This is a genomic window from Breznakibacter xylanolyticus, from assembly GCF_003254275.1.
GTDB classification, from domain to species: domain Bacteria; phylum Bacteroidota; class Bacteroidia; order Bacteroidales; family Marinilabiliaceae; genus Breznakibacter; species Breznakibacter xylanolyticus.
In genome coordinates, this window is the sequence record NZ_QKZK01000011.1 from 1 (window position 1) to 24,448 (window position 24,448).

Genomic DNA, 24,448 nt, shown 5'->3' on the forward strand with positions numbered 1-24,448 from the left:
CCTTCAATTTGCCGCTCGGGCTGACTGATGTTTACAATTTTGTAGTGATGGTAATAGTCGGTCAGTTTAGGCTCAAAGTTTTCGTTCACCAGACTCAGCGCATACACGGGTTGCAATAACTTATATTCGCGGGCATTGTCCAGCTGTTTGACGTAGGCCTTGGAGGCGTTGAATACCACTCGGTTTTTAAAGCTCTCGGTCCAATGCATCTGCATCTCCACAATAAACTGACGCCCTTTTTGGTCGCGGCAGCGCACGTCCACAATGGTGCGCTTGAGCACCGGAATTTCGGGCACCAACTCGGGGGAGAGGTATTCAAGTTCCTCAATCAGGGCATCGGGTTCGAGCGGCAGCACGCTGTTGAGGAAACTTTTGCACAGGTGCGGATGCTCTCCGAATATCCGTTTAAAGGTGAGGTCGTTTTTTGGATCGAGATAATGCATGATGTGTGGTTTGATGCAAAGATAATCAATTGATGTTGTTGACGCCAGATGCTTTGAGTGAACAAAGTAGCAGTGTGATTGTTTTCGGTAAAAGATTCTATGGATTCATTGTCACACCTTCGTCGTAACTTCACGTTGCAACAACTTCAACGGCACCAGTTAATGACCAACCCCCTCCTGCAATTTACGCAGTGGCTTTCCGATGCCGTTAATCAGATGGCTGATGAAGCCACCATGATGACTCTGTCTACCGTTGACGAGCAAAGTCGTCCCCATGCCCGGGTGGTATTGCTGAAAGGGGTTGACGATGGAATGCTTCAGTTTTTTACCAATTACGATAGCGACAAAGGGCGCCAGATTGCCGCCAACCCTTATGTGGCTGCTACTTTTTACTGGGGGGCGTTGGAGCGTCAGGTGCGCATCGAGGGGGTGGCGCATCGTTGCAATGAGGCGGTGAATGAGGCCTATTTTTCCTCGCGTCCCATCGAGAGCCGGGTGGCCGCCTGTGCATCGCCCCAAAGTCGCCCAGTGAACGATGATGAGGTGCAGGGGCGTTATCGTGCGTTGATGGATTGCCTGTTGCCATCCGATATTGCCCGTCCTTCGTACTGGGGCGGGTACAACATTGTACCCCATCGGTTCGAGTTTTGGCAGGGGGGAATCCATCGGTTGCACGATCGTTTTGTGTACACGCTCAACGAGGGTCAATGGGTGATTGATCGCTTAGCTCCCTGAACGAGTGAGGGCATGAAACACCTCCTCGAGCGAGCGGCTTTCGCGGTTCATTTCCAGAATGACGCGTTGGTTTTCTACTGCCCATTTGAAAATGACCGGGCGAATGTCGTTGCCATCGCCCGGTGCAGTGATTTTGTAGTGTGCCGCCCCATGCTGGCTGATGCCGGTAATGCCGCTTTGCAATGACAGCGATTCGGTACAAATGGGTGCATCGAACTCCACGTTGATGATTTCTTCGTTTTGAAATGTCGAGGCCGAGAGTTGTTCGGAACGGTTGTCGGCCACAATTTCCCCTTTGTTGATGATGATGACCCGCTGGCAGATGGCCTGCACTTCTTGCATGATGTGTGTGGAGAGCATCACCGTTTTTTCACGCCCGATGTTGCGGATGAGTTCACGCACGTCTACAATCTGGTTGGGGTCGAGGCCGGTGGTGGGCTCGTCGAGGATGAGCACCTTGGGGTCGGGCAGCAACGCCTGCGCAAGTCCCACGCGCTGACGATAGCCCTTGGAGAGGGCTCCGATTTTCTTGTGTTTTTCGGGAGTGAGGCCGGTGAGGCCAATCATCTCGCGAATGCGTGCATCGGGTTTGGGCAAGTGGTAGATGCCGGCCACCATGCTGAGATATTCGCTCACGTACATGTCGGAGTACAGGGGGTTGTGCTCGGGCAGATAACCGATTTTTCGGCGGATGTCGAGCGTGTTGTCGGCAATGTTCATGCCGCACACTTCCACTTCGCCTGCCGAGGGAGGGAGATAGCCGGTGATGATTTTCATCATGGTGGACTTTCCCGCACCGTTAGGGCCCAGAAATCCCACCACTTCGCCCGAAGGGATGTTGAAACTAACCTCGTTGAGGGCTTTTTGAATGCCGTATGTTTTGGTAACTTGTTTGACCTGTATGGACATTGTTTCGTATTTGAAGGGGTGATGGCATTCAACCATCAGCGGGTAATGATGCCTCCCAAAACTACACATTTCATCGCATCCTAAAAAATGGTTTCTAAGGACACTGCGTCCATACGCCCCCGTTAGATAAATGTGTTGATAAATGGTTGATTTTTAGATGATGAATTGACGCATTGGTTGAAAACCTTTCATTCTCTTTTCGTGGGTTTTGAGATTTTCGTTTCTTTGCACCCGAAATGTTGTCTTAATGTGAAGAGAACATTAAGCAAATATTAACAAAGCAAACGCAACAATGAATTATTCGTTTTTTGATTTTCTCAAGCTGGTAGGCTCGTTGGGCATGTTTTTGTATGGGATGAAAATCATGGGTGAAGCCCTTCAACGCCTGTCGGGCGACAAAATGCGCTCCATCCTCTCGGCCATGACTGCCAACCGTTTTCTGGGCGTGTTTACCGGCTTTTTGGTGACGGCCATCATTCAGTCGTCGTCGGCCACCACCGTCATGGTGGTGAGTTTTGTAAATGCCGGGTTGATTTCGCTGGTCGAATCCATTGGGGTGATTATGGGGGCTAACATCGGTACAACGGTGACCGGGTGGATGATTTCATTGTTGGGTTTTAAAGTCAGCATCAGTGATTATGTGCTGCCATTGTTGGGCATCGGATTGCCGTTGGTGTTTTCAAAGGTGACGCGACGCCGCTCGTTGGGGGAAATCATGATTGGCTTTGCGCTATTGTTCCTGGGGCTCGATTATCTGAAAGCATCGGTGCCCGATATCAATAGCAATCCCGAAATATTAGAGTTTCTTAAAAATTATACACAGTGGGGATATGGTTCAATCATTTTGTTCATGTTTTTTGGCACCTTGCTCACCATCGTTATTCAATCTTCAAGTGCTACGATGGCGCTCACCTTTGTGATGTGCAATCAGGGATGGATATCCTTTGAGTTGGCAGCAGCCATGGTGCTGGGTGAGAACATTGGAACCACCATTACGGCGAATTTGGCCGCTACCGTGGCGAATCTCTCGGCCAAACGAGCTGCCATGGCGCATTTGGTTTTCAATTTGATCGGGGTAATATGGATGTTAATCGTTTTTAAGCCTTTTGTGGGGATGGTCGATAACATCATCACTACTAATAATGGCGCCTCACCCATGGTTGAAATGACGGCTGTGCCCATCGCCCTGTCAATGTTTCATACCTTGTTCAATGTCATCAATACATTTGTCATGGTATGGTTTGTGCCACAGATTAAGACCATTGTGGTGAAAATTTTGCCGCAAAAAGAATCGGAAGAGGAAGAGTTTCATCTTAAATACATCACCACCGGATTACTCTCGACACCGGAATTGTCGTTGCTTCAGGCTCGTAAAGAGCTTCAGTATTACGCCAAGCATAGCATTAAGATGTTCTCGTTTGTGGAACGTTTAATGGATGAGAGCTCTGATAAGAAATTCAATAAGCTTTATGCCAAGGTGCAAAAGTATGAAGACGTGAGTGATGAAGTGGAGGTGGTAATCGCCAACTACCTCAGCGAAGTGGCTCAAGGTAAGTTGAGTGATTTTGGGCGCCATCGCCTGCGTGCCATGCTCAAATTGGTGAGTGACATCGAGAGCATTGGTGACTGCAACTACAATTTGGCTCGCACGGTGAATCGTATGCGAGAGTCGAAGATTGTCTTTCCTGATAAAATACGAGCTAAGCTCGATTTGATGTTTCGTTTTGTTGAGAAGGCGCTCGAGGAGATGAAGGCCAATCTCGAGAAGGACGAGAAACAGGTGATACTGGCCAAGGCCAAAGAAATAGAAGATGAAATTAACAATTACCGTACCCAGTTAAGGTCCGAGCACCTCGAAAATCTCCGTAAGGGGGTTTACAATTACGAGACCGGGATTGTGTTTGCCGATTTGTTTTGCGAATGCGAAAAATTGGGTGATTATGCCATCAATGTCTCAGAGGCATTGGTTGAAGTAAAGTAAATGAGGTAGAATTTGTTGGTGAGTTTGCTCTATTGAGATTCTCATTTTCTGAATAGGGTGCAGTCATGCCTGGAATGACATAATTTATGACTGCAATGAAGTGCGATGTCCTTTGGATGTTTGTGCTGATGCCATAAAAAACGAAGGCACGGATACACTATCGATATAGTGCATCCGTGCCTTTTTGTTTAAAACAACGGGAGTGTTGTTGTTCCTTTTTCTGAGCGGGGTAGTTTAATTGCCGAATTCGCTCTCAGTGGTGAATGACGGAGCAGGAAGTCCTGCGTTGTTGAAGAGCGATGCCTGCGCACCGTTTCTAAAGGCGTAGCGTACGCTTACAGGAGCTGTGACTTTGGGGGAGCGGCATACAATGGTTTCTCCTTCGATGGTGGTGATGGCGGGGTAAAACACGCCATTATTTCCTGCAATTTCAAACTGATTGGGGATTTCATTTTTGAGTAATAATCCATCGTTGGCGTGTGTGAAGTGCAGGATGGCACTGTTGTCTTTAATTTCGATGTTGCTAAACAAAGGGCCGCTCGAGGCCATTTGTTGCCCGTATTGGTTTGTTAAAGCCCAGGCCGCGAGTCTTTCGCCCACTTCTTTTTTGTGGCAGGGGTGAATGTTGTTCACGTTACCAATGTCGAGGGTCGAAATCATGCCGGTGTTTGGGATGGTCATGGTTCGGCGTTGTGCCTCGCGCAGGTTGGCCGATGAGGTGCCGTTTACATCGCTGTAGTTCCATGGAGCCAGTTGAGTGAAATAGAATGGCATGTCGGGTTGATTGAATCGGGTTCTCCAGTTCGAAATCAAATCTGACATCAGTTTCACGTACTGATTGGCACGTCCTACGTTGGTTTCGCCCTGATACCAAATTGCCCCTTTGATGGTGTAGGGGGTGAGGGGGGCTATCATGGCATTGTAAAGTGCCGATGGTGTGCCCGATCCCAGTTGAATTGAGAGTTGTGGACGATTGGCAAACTCGTTCTTCACGGGGTCAAATATTGTCATTTGGTTTTGTTTGTAGAGCGCGACCACCCGGTATTTCCATTCCCCGGTAAGGGCGATGGTTTGCTTGGGGGCGTTTTGAAGCGAGATTGCCATTAACTCAGGTTTTCCTGATAGGCCGCCGCCACCCTGTGTGTCGGTCATCTTCACGGCGATAACTGCTTTGCCGGTTTTGGTTATCTCGGCCGGGATGGTGTATTCGCGGTTCATCTGCCACAGTCCTGCTGCGTCGTTGGCGCCTACTCGTATGCCATTAAAGTAAGTGACGTCGCGGTCGTCGATGGCGCCCAGGGTCAGCGTGAGGGCTTTGCCGTTCCATTGGGCGGGGATGTCGATGCTGCGTCGGAACCAAATGGTGCCGTCGAATTCTCCCACTTCGGTGTTCTCGATGGTGGTGGGGATGGTCATGGTGTTCCAGTCGGCGTCCTCGAGAGCTGGATTGCTGCACACACTGTCAAACAGGTCGAGTCCCACGATGGGGTCTGAACCGTCGGGGCGGGTGGCGACATCGATGGTTTTGAACCCTTTTAGCCATGCTTCAAAGGCTTTGCTTTGAGGTGCAATGGAGTCGAGTTTGGCAATGGTGGCGCTGAAGTCGGGGCTGGCAGCCAATACTTTGCCTTCAACCCAGGCTTCGGCCGGAGTGCCGCCCCAGCTACTATGAATAATGCCCACAGGTATGTTTAGTGTCTGGTGCAATTTTTTTGCGAAGAAGAAAGCAGATGCGCTAAAGGTTGGTGCACTTTGCGGCGTGCAGACGGCCCATTGTCCGCTCACATCGTCGAGTGGTGTCACCGATATGTTTTTTGCTACGGTGAACATGCGAATGCCTGTATAGTTTGCTGCTTCTATTTCTGAGGCCGAGTATTGAATGGTGTCGTTGGGCGGCCATCCGGCCAGGGGCATTTCCATGTTCGATTGACCGGACGCCAGCCATACTTCGCCACTCATCACGTTTTGGATGGTGTGGAGCGAGTCGCTGTTTTGAATGTTGATGGTGAAGGGGCCTCCGGCTTCGGGCGTTTTGAGTTTCAGGAGCCATGTGCTGTCAGGCAGGGTGGTGGCAGATGCTGTTTCACCCCACGATGCGGTGAGGTTGATTTTTGACCCCGGCGCCGCTTTGCCCCAAATGGAGGCTTCACTTTTTTGCTGAAGCACCATGTTGTCGGTGATGAGCTTGGGGAGTTGCAAGGCCGACTTCTCAGAGCCGCAACCCGTTGTCATTATCCCGATGGTGAGTGCCAGTGCGGGAATCATGCGAAAATGTGTCATTATGAATTGTTTTAGAGATTTGGTTTACTCGTGGTACATGTTGGGAATGCTGTCGTTGAATAGCGTTGCCGGGTGTTGGTAAAATGCCTTGAAGTCTTCAATGGCTTTGTCGGCATTGGGACGTTTCATGCCCAAGTAGGGGGTGTAAGCTTCGGTGGATTGGTCGCCACGCCAGTCGGCGCCGTACCAACTCATGATCCAGGCAATGCGACGTGTTTCTTTTGTGCTCAAAATGGGTTTTAGGACGTAGTTGGTCCAGAAGTCGGGGTGGATGTCGGGGTATCGGAAGTTGCCATTGTCGTCTTTTCGGAGGCCAGTTTCAGTGATGGCCACCACCTTGCCGTTTTTGTCAGCGTAATTTACCATTTTGGTGATGTTTTCGATCATCAGTTCGTGCGAGCTATAGGGCATGATGCCCGGTTCGTAAATGTCGAGCCCCAGGATGTCGGTGTACGCGTCGCCCGGGTAATAACGAAAGTCAGCTGTTTTGTCAGGAGCCCAGGCCACCAGCATGTTGCGAATGCTTTTTTCGCGTAGATAGTCAATGGTGAGGCGGAACAAGCGGATGTACTCATCGGGCGTGCAATTGTCACGTCCCCACCAAAACCAGTCGCCGTTCATCTCATGAAAAGGGCGGAAGATGAGGGGGAAGCTCAGTTGGTTAAACACGGGGATGACCATCGAGTCCAGGCGTGTCAATAGCCAGTTGAGTGCCGGGTTTTCATTGCGATTGCTGTTGCTGAGAATGTTTTTGACCAACAGGCTGTCGGCAGTGAATTTGTTCGTCTCTTTGTCGCGTGCGTAAAATGATTGGCTGTCGGGGCCACGAAGATGCCAACAATAAGCCAGAACAGCACCTCGTTCGTAAGCCTGCTTCATGGCCAGAATATCTTTGGTTTGGAAGGCTGAATCCTGTTCGTACCACATGAAATCACTCTCAATAAATGCCGGGTGGGATCCCGTGATGTCTTTGCAGTCACTGCGTGAGAGGTCGTTGTGGTTGATGCCTCCCAAGTAGGTGATGGTGGTGGCATTGGCCTGTCCGAAGAGTATTTTGCCGTCGTTGACCAGTTTTTTCAGATTGTTGTACAGGATTTTCGTAGCTGTGTCTTGATGGATGGATTCAGAGCTGCTGCTTTTATTAATCTGACAGGAGGTGAGGGCGATGATGCCCATGATGAGGATGGATTTTAGATAATTGTTTGGCATAGCGACAGATGTATTTGAATGTGTCTGCAGGTTGGTTTTTACCCACTCAATTTATGGTTTTTTTGGATATGAATCAATCAAAGATATTGTAATTGATACGCTTACTTTTGTGTGATTTAATCTTTTTATGGTATTATTATTTAGATGTGTGCTTGTTGTTCGCAGTGTTGTTTTTAGATTCTTTGAACTGAATGTGCCGATTTGTGTGGCTTGTGTTGATTAAATGCTTCGAAAAGAGTGTTTGTTGTGGTTGGTTAATGGTTTTTGTCTTGTGAAAAAATGTAAAAACCAATTGATACAATTGTGTCACTTTTTATATCTTTGTCTACATTCTTTTAGTCGTGATTGGGTGTAGATGGGCGTGAAAAATGAATCGATCGCCCGTTGAACTTAAAGGGGGTAAGAATGTCGTTTTGTTTGTCTTATTCGGATAAAAGAAAATTGGGAGAAGTGCTAAGGTGCAAGAGTACATCAGTGCCATCATTAAGTTTCTATCACAACTCCAAATTCGTGTAATTCTTTCCTTCGGGAAGCGCAAAGGCGACGATTACTTTGTTTCGCAAGGTGCAAATCGATATTGTGGCTTAAGAAAATGAAATACAGCTCGATATAAAACTATAAACGCATGAAACGAGCCATGTCTAACGCCTCGAAACGCAGGCGTATGCGGCAGGAGAGTTTCATGAGGTCATTGAAAATAAATATTAACACATGAAACGAGCCATGAGTAACCTTTACTCACACACGAGGATGATTATTTGCGAGTTCCATATGGCCAATGAAAAACAAATTATAATCATATGAAAGATGTCATCCATCGTGAAATTACACCGTTGAAGGACAACGATTGTTTTTTGGTGTTCGACCGGACGAAGGCCGACTTTAATTTCCCCATTCATTTTCATCCTGAATTTGAGCTCAATTACATTGCTCGCGGAAAGGGGGCTAAGCGTTTTGTAGGCGACCACATGACCGAGATTGACGAGAAGGAATTGGTATTGATAGGGCCTAATCTTTATCATGGATGGGAGAACTATCATAATGCCATTCTGCCTGATGAGATTCACGAAATCACCATTCAATTTCCGCGCGATTTGTTTGGTAACGACATGCTTGAGAAAAATGTCCTCAAGCCTATCAAGGAGTTGTTTCAGAATGCACAGCGGGGTATTGCCTTTTCATCGTCAGCCATTAAGGCTGTGGAGGATAAGATTTTGACTTTGTCAAAGAAGCGTGGATTCGATTCGTTCATTGAGTTGCAATCCATCTTGTACGATTTAGCCATTTCGCGTGACCAAAAACTACTCACCAATGTGTCGTTTCAGCGAAATAACGACTTTCACAATAGTGAAAAGATCGAAAAGGTGTATCATTTTATTCGCGAAAATTACAATAAGAAGATCAAGCTCGAAGAGGCAGCCGGATTGCTCAATATGTCGATCGTGTCGTTCACGCGGCTCATTAAACAACGTACCGGGAAGTCATTTGTTGACTTTGTCAATGAGATACGGTTGGGTTACGCCACCCGCATGCTCATTGAAACCACAAAGAGCGTGGGTGAGATCTGTTTTGACTGTGGTTTTAACAATATTTCTAATTTTAATCGCATCTTCAAAAAGAAGCAAGGCGTAACACCATCGGAATTCCGAAACAGCTTTACAGGACTTCGGACGGTGTATTGATCTCTCTGTTCAATGTTTGAATAACATCCTTTGATTTTAAGTTGAGGTTTTGAAGTTTAATGCTATCAATATCGACAATCGTGTCATAAGTGAGTATCTTTGTGTTAAAATGTTTAGGTATGGAACTGACAATAAGCATAAAGGAACAGGAAAAGATTGCTGCTTTTCTTAATTTGATCAAAGAAATTGATTAGATCGAGATTGTTGATGTGAAAGAAGATTTGCCGGAGCTTCCATTTAAGCACTCTGATTTGCTTAATAAAAGGATGCGAAGAATAGATAGCGGCGAAGTAACTTTTAAGAGTTGGGATTTGATTAAAATGAAATATGATGACAAAGCCTTATGATATCGAATTATTAGATGAGGCTGAAGTTGACATTGATAAATCATTTGAATTTTTTTTATGAGAAAAGCCCTGATGTTGCATTCGGTTTCATTAAGTAAATAAATATTGGGTTTGAGGGTGTTATGAAAAATCCAAATTACTTTCCAATTGTGTATGTCAATGTGAGAAAGTATTTTATGACGAAATTTCCCTTTGTGATTTATTACAGAGTCAGAATAAACGCAAAGGCGCGAAGGCGCTGAGTTATTTTGGTGCGCCATGCGTTTAAATAACAAAGCAGATAACTCAAAAGAGTTATATAGTAGTTGTAAATTCAATTATACAGGTGATTGCGATATTCCATTCATGTAGGAATCCTGAAATGTGGAATGAACGGTTATAAGCAATCAGCTGCGGAACAATAGTTTGTCAAAGCCATTTTTTAAGAGAAGAATACAGTAAACTAAAAAACAGATGATGAGATGAAGAAATTTTTTAGATCTGTTGTCTTAGTTTCATTACATTAGTCAAGGCGATCTGTTTGAAATCTAATATTCTTCATGTTTGACATTGACTCAATGACACTGACTTTTAATATCATGTTTTATTCATGTTGACCGTAATTGCCATTGATGATGAGCCCCTTGCTTTGAAGCTGGTAGAGGGGTATGTGAAACGAACCCCGGTGTTGCAGTTGGCCGGACTCTTCGATAATGCCCTGGACGCCATGGATTACCTCTCTGAGCATCCCGTCGACTTGGTGCTCACCGACATTCAGATGCCCGACATGAAGGGTACCGATTTTGTGCGGATGCTTGAGAAAGCGCCCATGATTATCTTCACCACTGCCTATGAGAAATATGCCATTGAAGGCTTTCGGCTCAATGCTGTCGATTACCTGATGAAGCCTTTTGGTTACGATGAGTTCCTGACAGCCATTCGTAAAGCTGAACATTTGGTTGAGCTGGAACGTCAATCGGCTTATGCCACGGCTGAGGCTGGTGGTAAGTTTCTTTTTCTCAAATCGGAGTATAAGGTAAGACGCGTTAATTTTTCCGACATTCTTTACATCGAGGGGCTTAAGGATTACATCAAGGTGTATGTGCAGCACGAGGAGAAACCATTGTTATCGCTAAGCTCTCTCAAGGTTCTTGAGCAAAAGCTGCCCTCTGTTTCATTTATGCGGGTACACCGTTCGTTTATCGTCAACCTCGATAAAATTGAGACCATCGACCGCCTGCGTATTGTCTTTGGCGATGTTTATATTCCTGTTGGGGAACAATATAAGGAACGCTTTCAAGAGTTTGTGGAGCGGAATTTTTTGTAAATGTTTTGCGTGTAATCGGTTGATTATGTGGGTTAAGGGGATTTGGAGTGGATTGCAAGCGGTTTGAAACACAACCATTACTTACCTGTCTCTAATGATAACATCACAAAAACGCCAAGGGCAGAGTCGAATCTCTTTGTGCCCTTGGCATCTTTATTTTGTTGAATAATCAGCCGTCAATCCATGAGACTGTAGTTATTCTCCGTGTCATTGGGGCGCGCTGTTATACACCGCATCGAGGGTGTAGGATGCATCCTGATTGGTCATGGCTTTCACCATCACGTCAATCATCTCCTTGCCGTTGTTGATGTATTCGCCTGTGGCGTGGTTGATTAATCCAAGGCATTCCTTGCCGGTACCGGCACTGCCATTGTCCCAGTAGAATGGAGCCAGTCCGTATGTTTTTGCTGCTTTACACACATATTCAAGGTAGTATTTTCGGAATGCTTCAGCACGTGCGGTGCTGCGGTGCACACTACCCATTTCGCCAATGTAAACGGGAATGCCTTGGTCGATGTATTTGGTTTTAAGTTTCTCGAACATCGCTATGACTTCTGCTTCATCACCATACGAATCTTTTTTATCTGCTGCGGCTGTGTGACCCCATTCAGAATAAAGGTCTTCCAGTGCATATTTGTGTGGGTCGTAATAATGTACCGAAACCATGAGTCGATTGGGTGTGATGTCATTTGGTAATACCAAGTGGTCGATGGTCAATTTTGGACTGGTAACGTATCCCGGCACGCCCAAATATCGATCGGCATTGTTGCCGCCAGTTGCGCGCACGGCATCGACAAACACCTGGTTCCACTCATTGAGCACTTCGTACTGTTTGCCGCCATCAGTCAGGTTGGCACCCCATCCCCATTTGCCGTCGTGAATCTCGTTCATGGCTTCAAACACCAAAAAGTTGCCTTTGTCCATGAACTTGTTAGCAATTTGTGTCCACATGGCCTGTAGTTGAGCTTTGATTTTCGTGTTGACCATTGCGTTGGTGGCCGCATCGGTGATGTTGAGCCAAAATTTGCTTTCTGCACCATCGTGGTGAATGTTGATGATGGCTTTGAGGCCTGCATTTTCGGCATAGCCCACGACTTCAGCCACGCGGTTGAGCCAGGTTGCATCGATGGTGTAAGAAGGTGCCGGTCCGACTTTCCCCAGCCAGGTGACCGGAATGCGAACGGATTCGATGCCGACAGCTTTAATTTTATTGAATGCCTCTTGTGTGGTGGCCTGGTTGCCCCAAATGGTTTCGTTGGCCACGCCGTTGCTGTGTGCATCCAGTTGGTTGCCTAAGTTCCAGCCCATGCCGAAGTGGTAGTCGATGACCGGAGGCTCAGGTTTTAATTTTCCTTGTTGGGTGATGAGTACTTCACCTGAATAATCTGATCCGGTGATGATAATTTTACATTCCCGAGCGTTGTAGGTGGCATTCGCACTGGTGTTGATGGTGTAGAGGGTGCTGTTGCCAGAGGGTTTTCCCTTGATGACGGTGCACCAAAGGGCATTGCTGCTCGTTAATTCGAGTGGGATGTTTGATGTGATGGTGAGAGTTTCACTTCCTCCGGGGGCATCAAATGTGAATGTGTTGTGGGAGAGCTGAACCTCGGGTACGACCGTTGTTTCCTTGTCGGAACAGGCGCTGAATAGCGTTAGAATGATTAAGGAGATGATTGTCATACTGATGTGAATGGGTTTTCTCAATTTGTTCATCATGGTGCTTTGACTTAGTGTGTAGAGTACAAAATTAGCAAGATCTTTGTAATCCTTTACTTATGCTGATGTTAAAAAAGAAGCCGGCACACTCAAGGATGAATGTGCCGGCTTACTGTTTGAGTCATCTGATGTCAGAATGGATAAGTTCCGGCATCGGCTCCTTGTTTGAGGGCATCGAGTGCTTTTTGATCGGATACCGTTAAGTTGCTGCGGTTGAAAATGCCAAAGCCATCGTTGGCGGTAGGGCCGTTATCCCAATAGAAGGGGGCAATGCCGTATTCTTTCATCTTTTGAGTCACATATTTGAGGAAATAAGCTCGAGACTCCTGATGTTTCAGGCGATCGGTTTCGTTGTCAATGTTTGATGAGCGGTTTACCGCACCATATTCGCCCATGATGATGGGGATGCCTTTATCGACGAAATTGGTTTTGAGTTTTCCGAATTCTGTTCTTACATAATCCTCTTGGCCGTAGGTGGATACATTGGTGTAGCCACCTTCTTTGCCCCAGTAAAGTTTGGGGGATTCAGTGCTTTTAGCCCCACAAAAGTCCCAGGGCGAATAATAGTGGGTTTCGAGGATCAATCGGTTCTCAACCACATCGGTTGGCATGTTTAAGTATTTTAGTGCCCATTCGGTGTTTGTGTTGTAGGACTGAATGATCAGGTTGCGATAGGCATTTTTGCCACCAGTAGAGCGAACGGCGTCCACAAATGTTTGGTTATAGCTCATTTGTACGGTGTAGTGCTCAACGGTCGGTTCGTTGTAATCGGCATGTACCTCGTTGGTGCCGGCAAACAACAGGTGTTCATCGTAATCGTTAAAGTAGTTTGCGATTTGTTCCCAATAAGCTTTTTGCTTTTTGTTGACAGATTCCTGATTGGCGTAAAGCGGGTGTTCTTCCAGCCAGCCACCATCCCAGTGGATGTTGATGATGGTGTACATGCCGTTGTCGATGCAGTAGTCCACCACTTCTTTGACCCGTGCCAACCAGGTGCTGCTGATCACGTGGGTGGTTTGATCGGCATAGCCATCCCAGGCGCAAGGGATGCGCACGGCGTTAAATCCTGCGTTTTTTACCATATCGATGATGGCCTTGGTGGTCTTGGGGTTGCCCCATTCGGTTTCATTGCCGGGGACTTCGAGGCTGTTGCCGAGGTTCCAGCCAAGGTGGATTTTTTTTACCAAAGCAAGGGCATCGCTGGACATGCTGCCTAATCCGGCTGCTTGTTTGACCACAAATGTTGCTTTGGCATTGCCGCAGGTGAATGTGATGGTGTCGGTTCTGGTGGTTGATTTGTAATTATTGGGGACTGTGATCTTTACGCTTGTGGCATTTTTTTCACTAATCGTTAACCAATTGTCGGTCGTTTTAATCGTAAAATCACCACTTGCCTGCACGTTGATGGTGAATTCTCCTCCGCTAGTTGGGGCTTCGTAAACTTTGATTTCGTTGGTGATGGTCATCTGGTCGCCGGCTGTTTGTTCTACAGATACTTCGCCGGCATATCCTTCACCTTTAATCTGTATTTGTGTGGATCTCGTCTCTGTGTTTGGGTTAGGAAGGACAGTGATGGTGTATTGAGCTACCTTGGTTGACGTAAGCTCTACTTTGGTAATGGTGCACCACGATGCGTCGTTGCTGGTGGCTTCAATGGGAATGTTGGTTTGGATGGCAAGTGTTTCAGTTCCGCCTGAGTTGGGGAAGGTGAATGCTGGGGTTGCAATGACGACTTCGGGTGTAATGGTCGATTCCTTGTCGGTGCACGATCCCTGTATAAAGGCCAGTGAAAGACCCAAGGTCAAGGTGGCGGTCTTTATGAATCGGGTGATGTTGTTCATGGTGTATTTTTTAATGTTTGTTTACGCAAATTTAACTTCATTGGGGTGATTGCTCTTGGTTGTTTTGTGTTAGAATGTGGCGTGAATTGTCATTTTATTTGAATTGATAGGCTTTCTATGAAGGCTGATAAGCATCCGGATATTCCTTCTTTAAAAATAGAAACGGGTCTGCCTATTGAGATAGACAGACCCGTTCTTCAAATAATGCTGTTTTTTAATTCATCACTGTTAATAGAGTGAATTAACAGTGAACGAGACTGTTGTTGATGAGGTAAAACCAAGAGCCGGAACTTTGCCTTCTGTTTCACCTGCAAATGCAGAATTATCTTTTGAACTACCAAAGGTGTTGTAAAGTTCAATACGATAATTTCCTTTGTCTTCTAAATCTCCATAAAGGATTTTGGTTGCATCAAAAGAAACCTCTAAATTGTCACATTCTACTTTATTAAGTGTGAAGGTGGCCTTGGGAAATGCCTTGGCAAGGTTTTGCATTTCAATTAGGTTAATCATGCCATCGGCTCTGCTACCTTCGAAGGTTATCTGATATTCAACGTTTTTTGCGGGTGCGAAATTCGTGAATAGATTGAGTGGCGTTGAAGCATCAGGCCAGCTGGAATTCCATCCTGAATCGCAGCAAGTATAACCTGCCGTGAATCCGTTAAGAGACACAATGGTGAATACGACTTCAAATGATTGAGTAAATCCAATGACCGGTTCTTCTGTTTTTTCGCCGCCGGTGCCGAATGGGCTGTCTTTTACCCCATTCCAGGCATCATTGTGGCCGGCACCCCATTTGTTAAACAGCTCAATTCGATAATTGCCATTTCCTTCGATGTCTCCAAAAAAGAATTTGTTCGCATCGTAGGAGATAGATGATCCATCTACTTTGATGTCATCAACGCGTAATACAGCACTGGGGTAATCTTTTGCAAAATTTTCAACATCAATGATGTATACTTCTCCTGCATTTCTTTGGCCTGTGAATTTTACGGTATATTGGTTTCCTTGGATGGGAGCAATTCGAGTCATGGCTGATGACCATGCATCTGCCGCATCGTTTGGTATACCGTAACAGGTAAGCTTGGCTTTGTATCCATTCTTCACGATGTCTGTCACATAGTTGATCGACAGCAGGCAAGGATCTTCAGTTCTCACCACGGCAATTTGCATGGCCGTTTCGGTTAATGACAGTATTTTTAGCTTTGTCTGTTTGCTGTCTATCTGAGTCAGGCCTTCGCCGGCAGTGGTTGAGAAGGTGTAGGGCGTTAAGATGTCGATATCGAGCGTCACCGTTTTTTCGGTTTCATCAACGATGTACGTTCCGGTTTGGATGGTTTCTTTGCCTTCGGCATCTATTTGAGTCACCGTAACCTTACCATCATCCTCAAATTTCATAGAACCATATTCCTTCGCCGGACAAATCTTTTTAGTATCAGCATGTGTCGGCTTCCACGCCCAGGCACCCATGACTGGTTCATAGTTGGTTTCGGTTGCCCAGCTGTTTTGTGTGCCATAGAAATAAACAGGTCCGACAAATTCAACCGAAGCACCATCTACATCGATGTCAATCATCCAAGTGTTTTTCATTAATTCCTTTTGGAGAGCAACCTTTCTGGCGGTTGAAACAGGGCGCACCGCCAATGCGGTATAGCGGGGCGAAACGCCTTTGTCGGCATAGCCATTGCCAAAGGTGAACGATTGGTTAAAATCTTTGTTGCCTTTGTTGATTGATCCGGTCAGGTAGTTTCCTAAAACTTCTTTATTGCTAATGGTGTTGCCGGTGCGAGAACCTGCTGCTGGGAGGAACAGTTTGTTGCCATTGGGGCCGGTAAATTCATATCCGGTAACATCGTCAATGGTTTTCCAAACATAGGTACAGGAGTTGAATAGTTCTACGAAATCGCTTGCTGTTGGCAAAGTAGTTTTCGAATAGGTGGCGTGGCTGATGTCGAAATTTGTTAAGTAAATGTCGCCCTCCTGGCCGTAGTCTGACACGTTGGTCGAATTGTTCAATCCGGTGAGGTCGCCATAGGCAAAAAGGCCACCATATTCAGCTGCTTTGGAGGCTCCCAGGTTGTATTTGCCCCATTTGCGGCTCAGACCCAGATCTACAAAGTCATCATCTACATCCAAATCGTGAGATGTGGTGGTGAACGATTTCACATCACCGTAAACAATGCCAGAACCAAGATTCAGATATGCCGCATAGTAGTAAGTTTTACCAGGCAGCAATCCTTTTTGTTCGAATGAAAAGTCACCGGAAAGTTCTGAATTGGCAACAATTAACCCGGCACGTACCGCTTCGTCATCAGCAGATAAGGAAATCACAATACCACATGATATGTCTTTACCTGTTGGGTAGTCGGTGATGGTACCGCCCAGGGTGGCTTTCATCAATCCTCCTGTGGTTTCTTTGGTGGCCACTTTGGCATTGGTGGTCACCAGTGTTTTTACTTCACCGGTGTAGGTTACCTTGCCTTGAAGAGTCACATAGGCCTGATAGTAGTAGGTGGTGTTGTTGGTTAGCCCGGTTTTTGAAACGGTCATGGTGTTACCGTCCAGACTACCGGTCAATTCGCTCAAATTGTCTTGCGAGGTGCCGAATTTGACCCCTACGACATAAGCCGCAGGGGATTGTTTCTCGAGTCCTTTAACGGTTCCGTGCATCACGGCCGAATTGGCCGTGACGTCTGCTGAACCGGTGGTGATTTCTGTCATCACATTACCTGTTGCGACAGAGAAGTCTTCGTCATTGCCGCACGAGATCGCGAAGAATCCCAAGGTTAACGACAGGAGACCGGATAATATTTTTGTCTTCATAATTTGTAACAATTTAATGGTTATTCAACAGTGATGGCATCCACGGTGACAGTGAAGTTGGGACATTGAATGCCTCCTTCGGCAAGTTTCAAGTCCACATCAGTTTTTCCTTCAATGGGCATGTCAATCACAAACACAAAATCGGTGGTGGGTGTTACAGCTACCTTTGTTTCTGTGGTGTACTTTAATGTATAAGTACCATCTCCAGTGACGTTGGCATTGGTTCTGTTTGGAAGCGCAGCAGCTTCTTCCTTAAATTTACCGTCTGCACCGCCATTCATGATGCCAATTGTTGCAGTTGTACTTTCTTTAAGCGTTCCTAAGCCAGCAATCGTGAAGGTTACAGTCAGTTCTTTTTTGAAATTGATTTTAGTAGCATTGATGGGAGGGTTGGCTTTGAAAGCGTCTGCACCATAAGCGTTGTAAAGTTGAATTCTCAAGTATTTCTCGTTTTCCACAAATCCATAAGACACTTTGCTGTTGTCGCAAATCACCTTGGTGGCACCCGACTCTGAAGAGGTTTTCTTGGGTAAGAGTCGCACGCAAATGTACTTGTTGGTATTGCCTTTGGAATCCACACCGGCAGCTGCACCCAGCCATACTTCTTTGGTCTCTTCGTCAATTTTTAAGACGGAGAATTCTTTACCCGAAATGGAGATGGAGCGGATGTCGTTTGACGCAGTAAGGATGGTTACTTCTTTTGAGAATGTTAGTGTATTACCCGAAAGTGTGTAGTTTCCGTCAAAGCTCACATCGTCGGTGCTGTTAAGAACAAATTCGTTGGTCACTTTTCCACTAGCGTCTTTCATGGTTTCGAGAGAAAGACTGAATTCGCTGGTTGAAGCCGGCAGTGGCGCCCAAGTTGGATAGTCCGAATTTGCCGCAAAGCCGTTCGATTCCCAAGTAGCGTCAGCTGCGTTCCACCATAGCCAGTCATAAGGTGCGTCTTCGTTGAGCGTATAGGTCATCTTGGTGGTTGTAGTTGTGGTTAGTTGGCCGTTCAGATCGGTGAAAGTGGGATCTGTAACGGGGGTTTCTGTGACACCTGTTTTTTCTGTTAGCAAAAGCGTTGGATCGTCGTAGGCGGCTTTGGTAATGTAATTGAAAACTAAGAGACATGGGCCTTCGGTCGATGCGTCACGCAATGCTGCAATTTGCATGGTGTGCTCGGTCAATGACATGATTTTTAAATTGCTAGCCCAGTTTGTAACAATGGCATCGTGGCCAGAAGTGTGCAAAATGAGTGCATTCGTTAGTGAAATGGTATGGTTTTCTGTATCTAGTAAATAAGTGCCTTCATAGTTTTTTCCGTTATCAAGGTCATTTACTTTTACGTGAGCTCCATTTGTCAGGTCAAATGTCATGGTTCCGAAATCTTTGGCTGCACTTATCCATTTGGCATCAGCCCATACGGGTTGCCAATTCCACGAGTCCACATTATCCCCGACTAATTTTGCTCCGTTGGTTACAGTTTCCCAGCTGTCATCAGTGCCATAGAAATATAGCGGTCCAGTGAAAAACTTGCTGGCTCCATCAGCATCCAAGTCCAATACCCATGTTTTCGATTTGTCAACACCGCCCGAAATTAGCTTCCAAAGAGGATCGGTTAATAAATTCCCGTTGGTGTTATCGATGGTGAAGTTGATGGGAGCCGACTTTATTAAACCTTCTTTAGTGACGATTCCGAAATAAACCGTGTAGTCGCCCGCGAAGGGGATGGCAAATTTGACATCGCGGTTTTGAGAATAACCATTTCCGGCTTTCGAAAAGTCCCAGTATACGGAGTATTCTTTGCTAACGAAACCTTCTTTGGTTGTGAAGGTGACTGTGTTGGTGGTTTGATCTACGGTGTAGTCGTAGGCAATCCCCTTCACTAGGTCGTCACTCGTGAGTGCCGAGCTGCCCAGTTCATATTCATCCGGTGAGCAAGCCGTAAACGCTAACATGACGGCTGTCACAAGTATGGAAAGATATTTAAATTTCATAATTGTAATGTTTTATGGTTTTGTGCCTGTGTTTTACCAACCTGTATTTTGGGTGAGCACTTTGTCTGACAGGGTGATTTGTTTATTTGGGATTTGTTGCAGGCCTTTTTTAGCGCTGATGTTAGCGGCAGAAGTAACAACCACATCGTCGGCACCACCCGATTTGACAATTGTGCCGTTTTGGTTGGCCGTGATGGTGGCCGCAGCCACGTCAACGCCCTGGCGGAGCAAGTCCCAATAGCGAATCCCTTCAAAGGCAAACTCTACTTCGCGTTCTTGCATGATGGCTTCTTTCGAAACGGGAACCACATCGGTATAGCCGGCACGTCCGCGTACTTCATTGAAGTGTGTTTGCGCGTTTTCAGAACCCAGTTCTGCTGCCATGAGAAGTACATCGGCATAGCGCATGATGGTGTAGTCGATGTAATAGGTGATGTTTTGGTGTTGCTCTCCCAACTTGAAGCCCACTGATTCCCGGGTTCCATCAAAGAAACAGAGAGGTGAATACTTTTTAATGGCATAGCCGGTGTATTCACGGGTGTCGTTAAAGCATTTTGAGAAAGACTCAGCTGCTTCAAAACCAATGCCTTTATAGTCAATTACAGAGGCCTCAACGCGAGGATCTCCCAGGAATTTCTTCACGAATTTTGGATTCACCGAGCAACAACCCCAGCCGACAGCAAACGGAGGGTGGTTGGTGTTGCGCATGCCCAGGAATACCTGGAATGCATTGCCGTCGGCGTTGCCATTGTAGTCCTGTGTGGTGTTGAATTTCATGTTGAGGATGAACTCTTTTGACAATTCGCCCTGTCCTGCGTGCCATCCGTCGGCGTTGTAGTATTTACCGGCATAAGTGGTCACCCACGAATATTCCGAGGGAGATGATTGTGTGCAGGCGGGCATCCACAGGTCGGCATATTTTTTTTCTAAGCTGTATCCACCTTCTTTGATGACGCTTTCTACGGCAGCCAGCGCCTGTTCTTTGGTGCATCCTTCGGGATCTTTACCGTAGTAGCCGCTGTAGAACAGATATACACGCGCCAGCATGGCCTGAGCAGCAAATTTTGTGATCCGTCCGTCGGTGGCGTTATTCCCTTTGACGGGATATGCGTTGGCGGGAATATTGGCCGATGCATAATTCAAATCAGCCACAATCACTTTATAGACCGAATCTGCAGCTGCACGGGGGCGGTTTTCATTCACCGGCTCGGTAAACAGAGGCACATCGCCAAACAGACGTGCCAGGTCGAAGTAGAGGATGGCACGCATAGCTCGGCATTCACCCAAGATGCGACCTTTGGCCGCTTCGTCGGGCCATGTCATCTGTCCTGTCTTGTCCAACAGCTCGTTGCAGCGATAAATTGCTGCATAGTAGTTTTGCCAGTCAGTATCGTAGATGTCAACGTCAGATGTCGATTCGGTCTGGTCGAAACGGTCGAGTACCTGCCAGTTGCGGCCGTCGCCATTACCGGCTCCACCAAAACATTGATCGGAGAGCATCTCGGATGCCAGGTAGAAGCCCGGTCCTCCTGATGAAATGGTGCGTTGCCAGCCGTCGTAGCACCCGATAAGTGCCATTTCGGCATCCGCGACTGTCTTGTAGAACGTTTCCGTGTTCAGTTCTGTCTTTGATGACGTATCGAGAAATTCATCGGAGCAAGCTCCAAAGGACATCAAAGAGACAGTCAAAGAAGCGATATATATGAATGATTTTTTCATTGTCTTACTCTTTTTTAAAATTTAAGATTAACACCTACAATCAGGGTGCGAGGATGTGGGTAGTAACCCATGTCAACGCCTGATACCCATGTGTCATTGCTATTGCCATCGGTTCCGTTGTATGAACCAATTTCAGGATCCATGCCGTCGTATTTGGTGAATGTCAAAAGGTTTTGACCTTGCACGTATAAGCGTGCCTGAGAGAGGTATTTCCAGTCTACGAGCTTGGCAAAATCGTAGCCCAGGGTTACGTTTGAGATGCGCAGATAGTCACCTTCCTGAATATACAAGTCAGAAAATTCCCAGTTGATGTTAGAGGTGGTTACGCGGGGCATTTTGTTAGATGTGCCTTCGCCGGTCCAGCGATCCAAAATCTTGGTGGAATAGTTGGCCTGTGCTGAGGCGTGGTTACGGTACGATTGCACGATTTGGAAATCAGCAGCACCCGATGCAGTTACGCCCAGGTCAAACCCTTTGTAGTTGAGCCCGATGTTGAAGCCGAAGGTCATGGTGGGGATGCCGCATCCCAAGTCTACTTTGTCGCTGTTGTCGATTGCTCCATCGTGGTTGATGTCGTAGTATTTCACGTCACCTGGTTTTACATCGGTTTGTTTCACTCCGTTACCGGCTGCTATCCAGTCGTTGATTTCTTGTTGATTCTGGAAGATGCCGGCTGTTTTATAACCCCAAAAGTATCCAATGGCATGTCCGTTTGAAGCGCGGTAATATTCGGGCGCATTGTTATAAATCTGGTTGGTTTCGCCATGGATAATCCCATCTTGTGTGGGGATTTCACCGACTTCGTTTTTGTTGTAGGCACCGTTGATGCCGATACGGTATGAGAAGTCTTTGGTAATTTCGTCGTTCCAACTCAAAGAGAGTTCAACCCCTGTGTTTTTTACATCGCCACCATTAATGTACGGCGCGCCGGCGCCTGCAGTGGCCAATATTGGCGCTTCAACCAGCCAGTCTTTGGTCGTTTTAATGTAATAATCGGCATTCACTCCCAGTCGGCTGGTTAAGAAGCGTGCATCTACTCCAATGTTGATTTGCTCTGAGGTTTCCCATTTCAGATTGGCATTGGCCAGGCGACTTGGATAGGCTCCGGTAATCCAGGCCGTTTGGCCGCCGGTTGCCCCAAAGTTGTAATTGATTTTGTCGGATGTCACAGGTGCCAGATATTGGTAGGCTTTAATGTTTTGGTTACCCACTTGTCCCCAGCTGGCACGTAGTTTCAAATAGTCGAGCCAGCCTTGGGTGGCTTCCATGAAGGTTTCGTTGGTCAGAGTCCAACCAGCCGATACTGATGGGAAAAAGCCGAAGCGGTTGCCGCTGGCGAATTTCGAAGAACCGTCAGCACGGAAGGTGGCATTCAGCATATAGGTCTCGTTCCAGTTCCAGCCCAAACGGGTAAAATATGAAACGGTGCGATTAACATCGTTGGGTTTTCCTTCCGCAGTTTTGTTTTCAGTTCCGTTGGTGTTTGACAGGTAGGCTGTTGACCATGAGTCAAACCCGTTTTTCAGGTCGGTGTTGTATCCTCGCAGGTAACCGCCATCATATTTCGAAATCTCCATCCCCACGAGTGTGTTGAATGCGTGCGAGTCAGCAATGATGAAATCGTAGTTGGCTGTGTTGGTCCACACCTGAGTCATGCCCGAACCTCTGCTTTGATCCACTTTTGTCACCGAGTTTTCGGTGGCTGCCTGAAATTTGTAGATGGGGGTGTACGAACGGTACTCGTTGGCGCCAAAGCTGATCCCGTAAACTGATTTTATTTTCAGGTTTTTGACAGGTTCGATTTGTGCGTAAGCATTGGCATCCAGTGTTGCGTTTTTGCTCAGGTTGTTACCGGTCATCATTGATGCATAGGGGTTTCCATCGTCAACGTTCCACAGGGCATTGGCTGTGTTGTTGTAAGCGCCCAGCGCATCATAAATGGGAGCCAGGGGCGAAGTGCCAAAAGCACTGCGCAATGTGTTGTTATATTGGTTGCCAGTGCTAATGCCGGTAGTTTCTTTCCAAATGAAGCTGACATTTTCGCCTACGGTCAAAAAGCCATTGTACAGTTTGTGTTCCGAGTTGATGCGGAAGTTATAGCGGTCGTATGACGATACTTTGGGGCCGCCCACAATTCCTTCTTGTCCCATGTACCCGGCTGACATGGCATAGGTGGATGTTTCAGAGCCGCCGGTTATACCCAAATTGTAGTTTTGTGTCACCGCATTTTTCACGAACATCTCATCTATCCAATTGGTGTCGTACACATTTCCATTGGCATCGTAAATGCCATTCGAAATGATATTTCCTTCTTCATCCAATTTGTCGGCAAATGAAGCCCAATCGTATGAGCCGCTGCCCGAGTTGACGCGAGCTTCGTCCATGATGGTCATGTATTCTTTGGCGTTGAGCATTTGTGCTTTGCGAGCCACGTTTTGGACGCCGTAGTACGCATCAAATGATACCTGAGATTTTCCGGCTTTCCCTTTTTTAGTGGTGATGAGCACCACCCCGTTAGCCGCCTGTGCCCCATAAATGGCAGCTGAAGCAGCGTCTTTCAATACGTCGATGCTTTCGATGTCGGCGGGGTTTACGGTGGAGATATCACCGCCAATTCCGTCAATCAGATAGAGCGGGGCTGCGTTTCCTACAGTTCCCAAACCACGAATGGTTACGTTCATGCCGGCACCGGGTTGACCCGAGGTGGAGGTGATGGTTACCCCTGGCGTTTGTCCCTGCATGGCCTGCAATGGGTTGGTGGTGTTGAGTTTTGAAATCTCTTCACCTTTCATTTGAATGGTAGCGCCGGTATTCAGTTTCTTTTTCTGTACCCCGTACCCAACTACCACCACTTCATCAATCTCTTCTGTGTCCGATATTAATGATACGTTGATGGTCGATTGTGTTCCCACGGTGATTTCTTGTGATTTCATTCCGATGAACGAGTACACCAACACGGCATTATCGCCCGGAACGGTCAATGAATATTTTCCGTCGATGTCGGTAATGGTTCCGTTGGTGGTTCCTTTGATGAGGATCGACACCCCCGGAATCGGGTCATTGCTGTTGTCTGTTACGACCCCCGTCACATTTTTTTGTTGTGCCCAGAGTCCGATTTGAACCAGCAATGCAAGCATTAGAAACATACTTCTTTTTAGCATAGCATTGGATTTTGAATTTAATAGTTCGTGTTAATTTGTGATATCAACTCATTGTGAGGGAAGTTGACGTATGTAAAGATATTTTAACACATCTTGACCCTTTTCTGTGATTTGTTCTATTTAGAGGGGTAGATTGATTTTTTGGGGTGTGTGAAATGTTTTTGAACGTGGGGTAATTTGTAGGTACGGGTGTTGTAATGAATTGTCAATCAGCTTTGAGTCTGTTTTTGTTAACACTTTTCAAGAAGTGTAAATTAGACACAAAGATGGGTGTCGAAGGAAGACCCTCAGGGTTTTTAAAACCCTGAGGGTCT

General features: G+C 46.6%; 15 protein-coding genes. 5 read left to right on the forward strand and 10 right to left on the reverse strand.

Annotation, left to right across the window (positions count from 1 at the left end):
• Positions 1 to 443 (reverse strand): Rpn family recombination-promoting nuclease/putative transposase (locus tag LX69_RS07960; RefSeq protein WP_146260681.1); only part of this gene is annotated, 443 nt, incomplete at its 3' end.
• 99 nt (positions 444 to 542) lie between these two features.
• Between LX69_RS07960 and pdxH the strand changes: the two genes are divergently transcribed.
• Positions 543 to 1,178 (forward strand): pyridoxamine 5'-phosphate oxidase, encoded by a 636-nt coding sequence (gene pdxH / locus LX69_RS07965; protein WP_111445303.1) that lies wholly within the window; start codon positions 543 to 545, stop codon positions 1,176 to 1,178.
• On the opposite strand, the gene gldA is transcribed toward pdxH, so the two are convergent.
• Complete coding sequence (gene gldA / locus LX69_RS07970; RefSeq protein WP_111445304.1) at positions 1,167 to 2,087, reverse strand: gliding motility-associated ABC transporter ATP-binding subunit GldA; 921 nt, start codon at positions 2,085 to 2,087, stop codon at positions 1,167 to 1,169. The genes pdxH and gldA overlap by 12 nt on opposite strands.
• 292 nt (positions 2,088 to 2,379) lie before the next feature.
• On the opposite strand from gldA, the gene LX69_RS07975 reads away from it, so the two are divergent.
• Positions 2,380 to 4,068: a Na/Pi cotransporter family protein gene (locus LX69_RS07975; RefSeq protein ID WP_111445305.1), complete on the forward strand. Its 1,689-nt coding sequence runs from the start codon at positions 2,380 to 2,382 to the stop codon at positions 4,066 to 4,068.
• 234 nt (positions 4,069 to 4,302) lie between these two features.
• Here LX69_RS07975 and LX69_RS07980 read toward each other — a convergent pair whose 3' ends face one another.
• Together LX69_RS07980 and LX69_RS07985 are read right to left on the reverse strand one after the other, a co-directional pair.
• A complete protein-coding gene (locus LX69_RS07980) occupies positions 4,303 to 6,348 on the reverse strand; it encodes a sialate O-acetylesterase (RefSeq protein WP_245934971.1) in 2,046 nt (681 codons plus the stop codon).
• A gap of 24 nt (positions 6,349 to 6,372) precedes the next feature.
• The gene (locus tag LX69_RS07985; protein ID WP_111445307.1) at positions 6,373 to 7,557 is read right to left on the reverse strand and encodes a glycoside hydrolase family 26 protein; all 1,185 of its coding nucleotides are present in this window, start codon (positions 7,555 to 7,557) and stop codon (positions 6,373 to 6,375) included.
• 800 nt (positions 7,558 to 8,357) lie between these two features.
• Between LX69_RS07985 and LX69_RS07990 the strand changes: the two genes are divergently transcribed.
• From LX69_RS07990 to LX69_RS07995, 3 genes are all read left to right on the forward strand, one after another.
• Positions 8,358 to 9,239: an AraC family transcriptional regulator gene (locus LX69_RS07990; protein WP_111445308.1), complete on the forward strand. Its 882-nt coding sequence runs from the start codon at positions 8,358 to 8,360 to the stop codon at positions 9,237 to 9,239.
• Positions 9,240 to 9,448: 209 nt separating this feature from the next.
• Positions 9,449 to 9,586: a hypothetical protein gene (locus LX69_RS18350; RefSeq protein WP_394336312.1), complete on the forward strand. Its 138-nt coding sequence runs from the start codon at positions 9,449 to 9,451 to the stop codon at positions 9,584 to 9,586.
• A 589-nt stretch (positions 9,587 to 10,175) separates the two neighbouring features.
• Positions 10,176 to 10,892 carry a LytR/AlgR family response regulator transcription factor gene (locus tag LX69_RS07995; protein WP_111445309.1) on the forward strand — a complete coding sequence of 239 codons (717 nt, stop codon included), beginning with the start codon at positions 10,176 to 10,178 and terminating at the stop codon, positions 10,890 to 10,892.
• Between the two features lie 207 nt (positions 10,893 to 11,099).
• On the opposite strand, the gene LX69_RS08000 is transcribed toward LX69_RS07995, so the two are convergent.
• From LX69_RS08000 to LX69_RS08025, 6 genes are all read right to left on the reverse strand, one after another.
• Complete coding sequence (locus tag LX69_RS08000; RefSeq protein WP_111445310.1) at positions 11,100 to 12,605, reverse strand: cellulase family glycosylhydrolase; 1,506 nt, start codon at positions 12,603 to 12,605, stop codon at positions 11,100 to 11,102.
• A 134-nt stretch (positions 12,606 to 12,739) separates the two neighbouring features.
• Positions 12,740 to 14,449, reverse strand: a complete 1,710-nt coding sequence (locus LX69_RS08005; protein WP_111445311.1) for a cellulase family glycosylhydrolase — start codon at positions 14,447 to 14,449, stop codon at positions 12,740 to 12,742.
• Positions 14,450 to 14,677: 228 nt separating this feature from the next.
• On the reverse strand, positions 14,678 to 17,269 hold the full coding sequence (locus tag LX69_RS08010) for a hypothetical protein (protein ID WP_146260682.1): 2,592 nt from the start codon (positions 17,267 to 17,269) through the stop codon (positions 14,678 to 14,680).
• Between the two features lie 20 nt (positions 17,270 to 17,289).
• Positions 17,290 to 19,254 (reverse strand): hypothetical protein, encoded by a 1,965-nt coding sequence (locus tag LX69_RS08015; RefSeq protein ID WP_111445313.1) that lies wholly within the window; start codon positions 19,252 to 19,254, stop codon positions 17,290 to 17,292.
• A gap of 33 nt (positions 19,255 to 19,287) precedes the next feature.
• Positions 19,288 to 20,973 (reverse strand): RagB/SusD family nutrient uptake outer membrane protein, encoded by a 1,686-nt coding sequence (locus LX69_RS08020; RefSeq protein ID WP_111445314.1) that lies wholly within the window; start codon positions 20,971 to 20,973, stop codon positions 19,288 to 19,290.
• Positions 20,974 to 20,987: 14 nt separating this feature from the next.
• A complete protein-coding gene (locus LX69_RS08025; RefSeq protein WP_221621313.1) occupies positions 20,988 to 24,134 on the reverse strand; it encodes a SusC/RagA family TonB-linked outer membrane protein in 3,147 nt (1,048 codons plus the stop codon).
• Positions 24,135 to 24,448 lie beyond the last annotated feature (314 nt).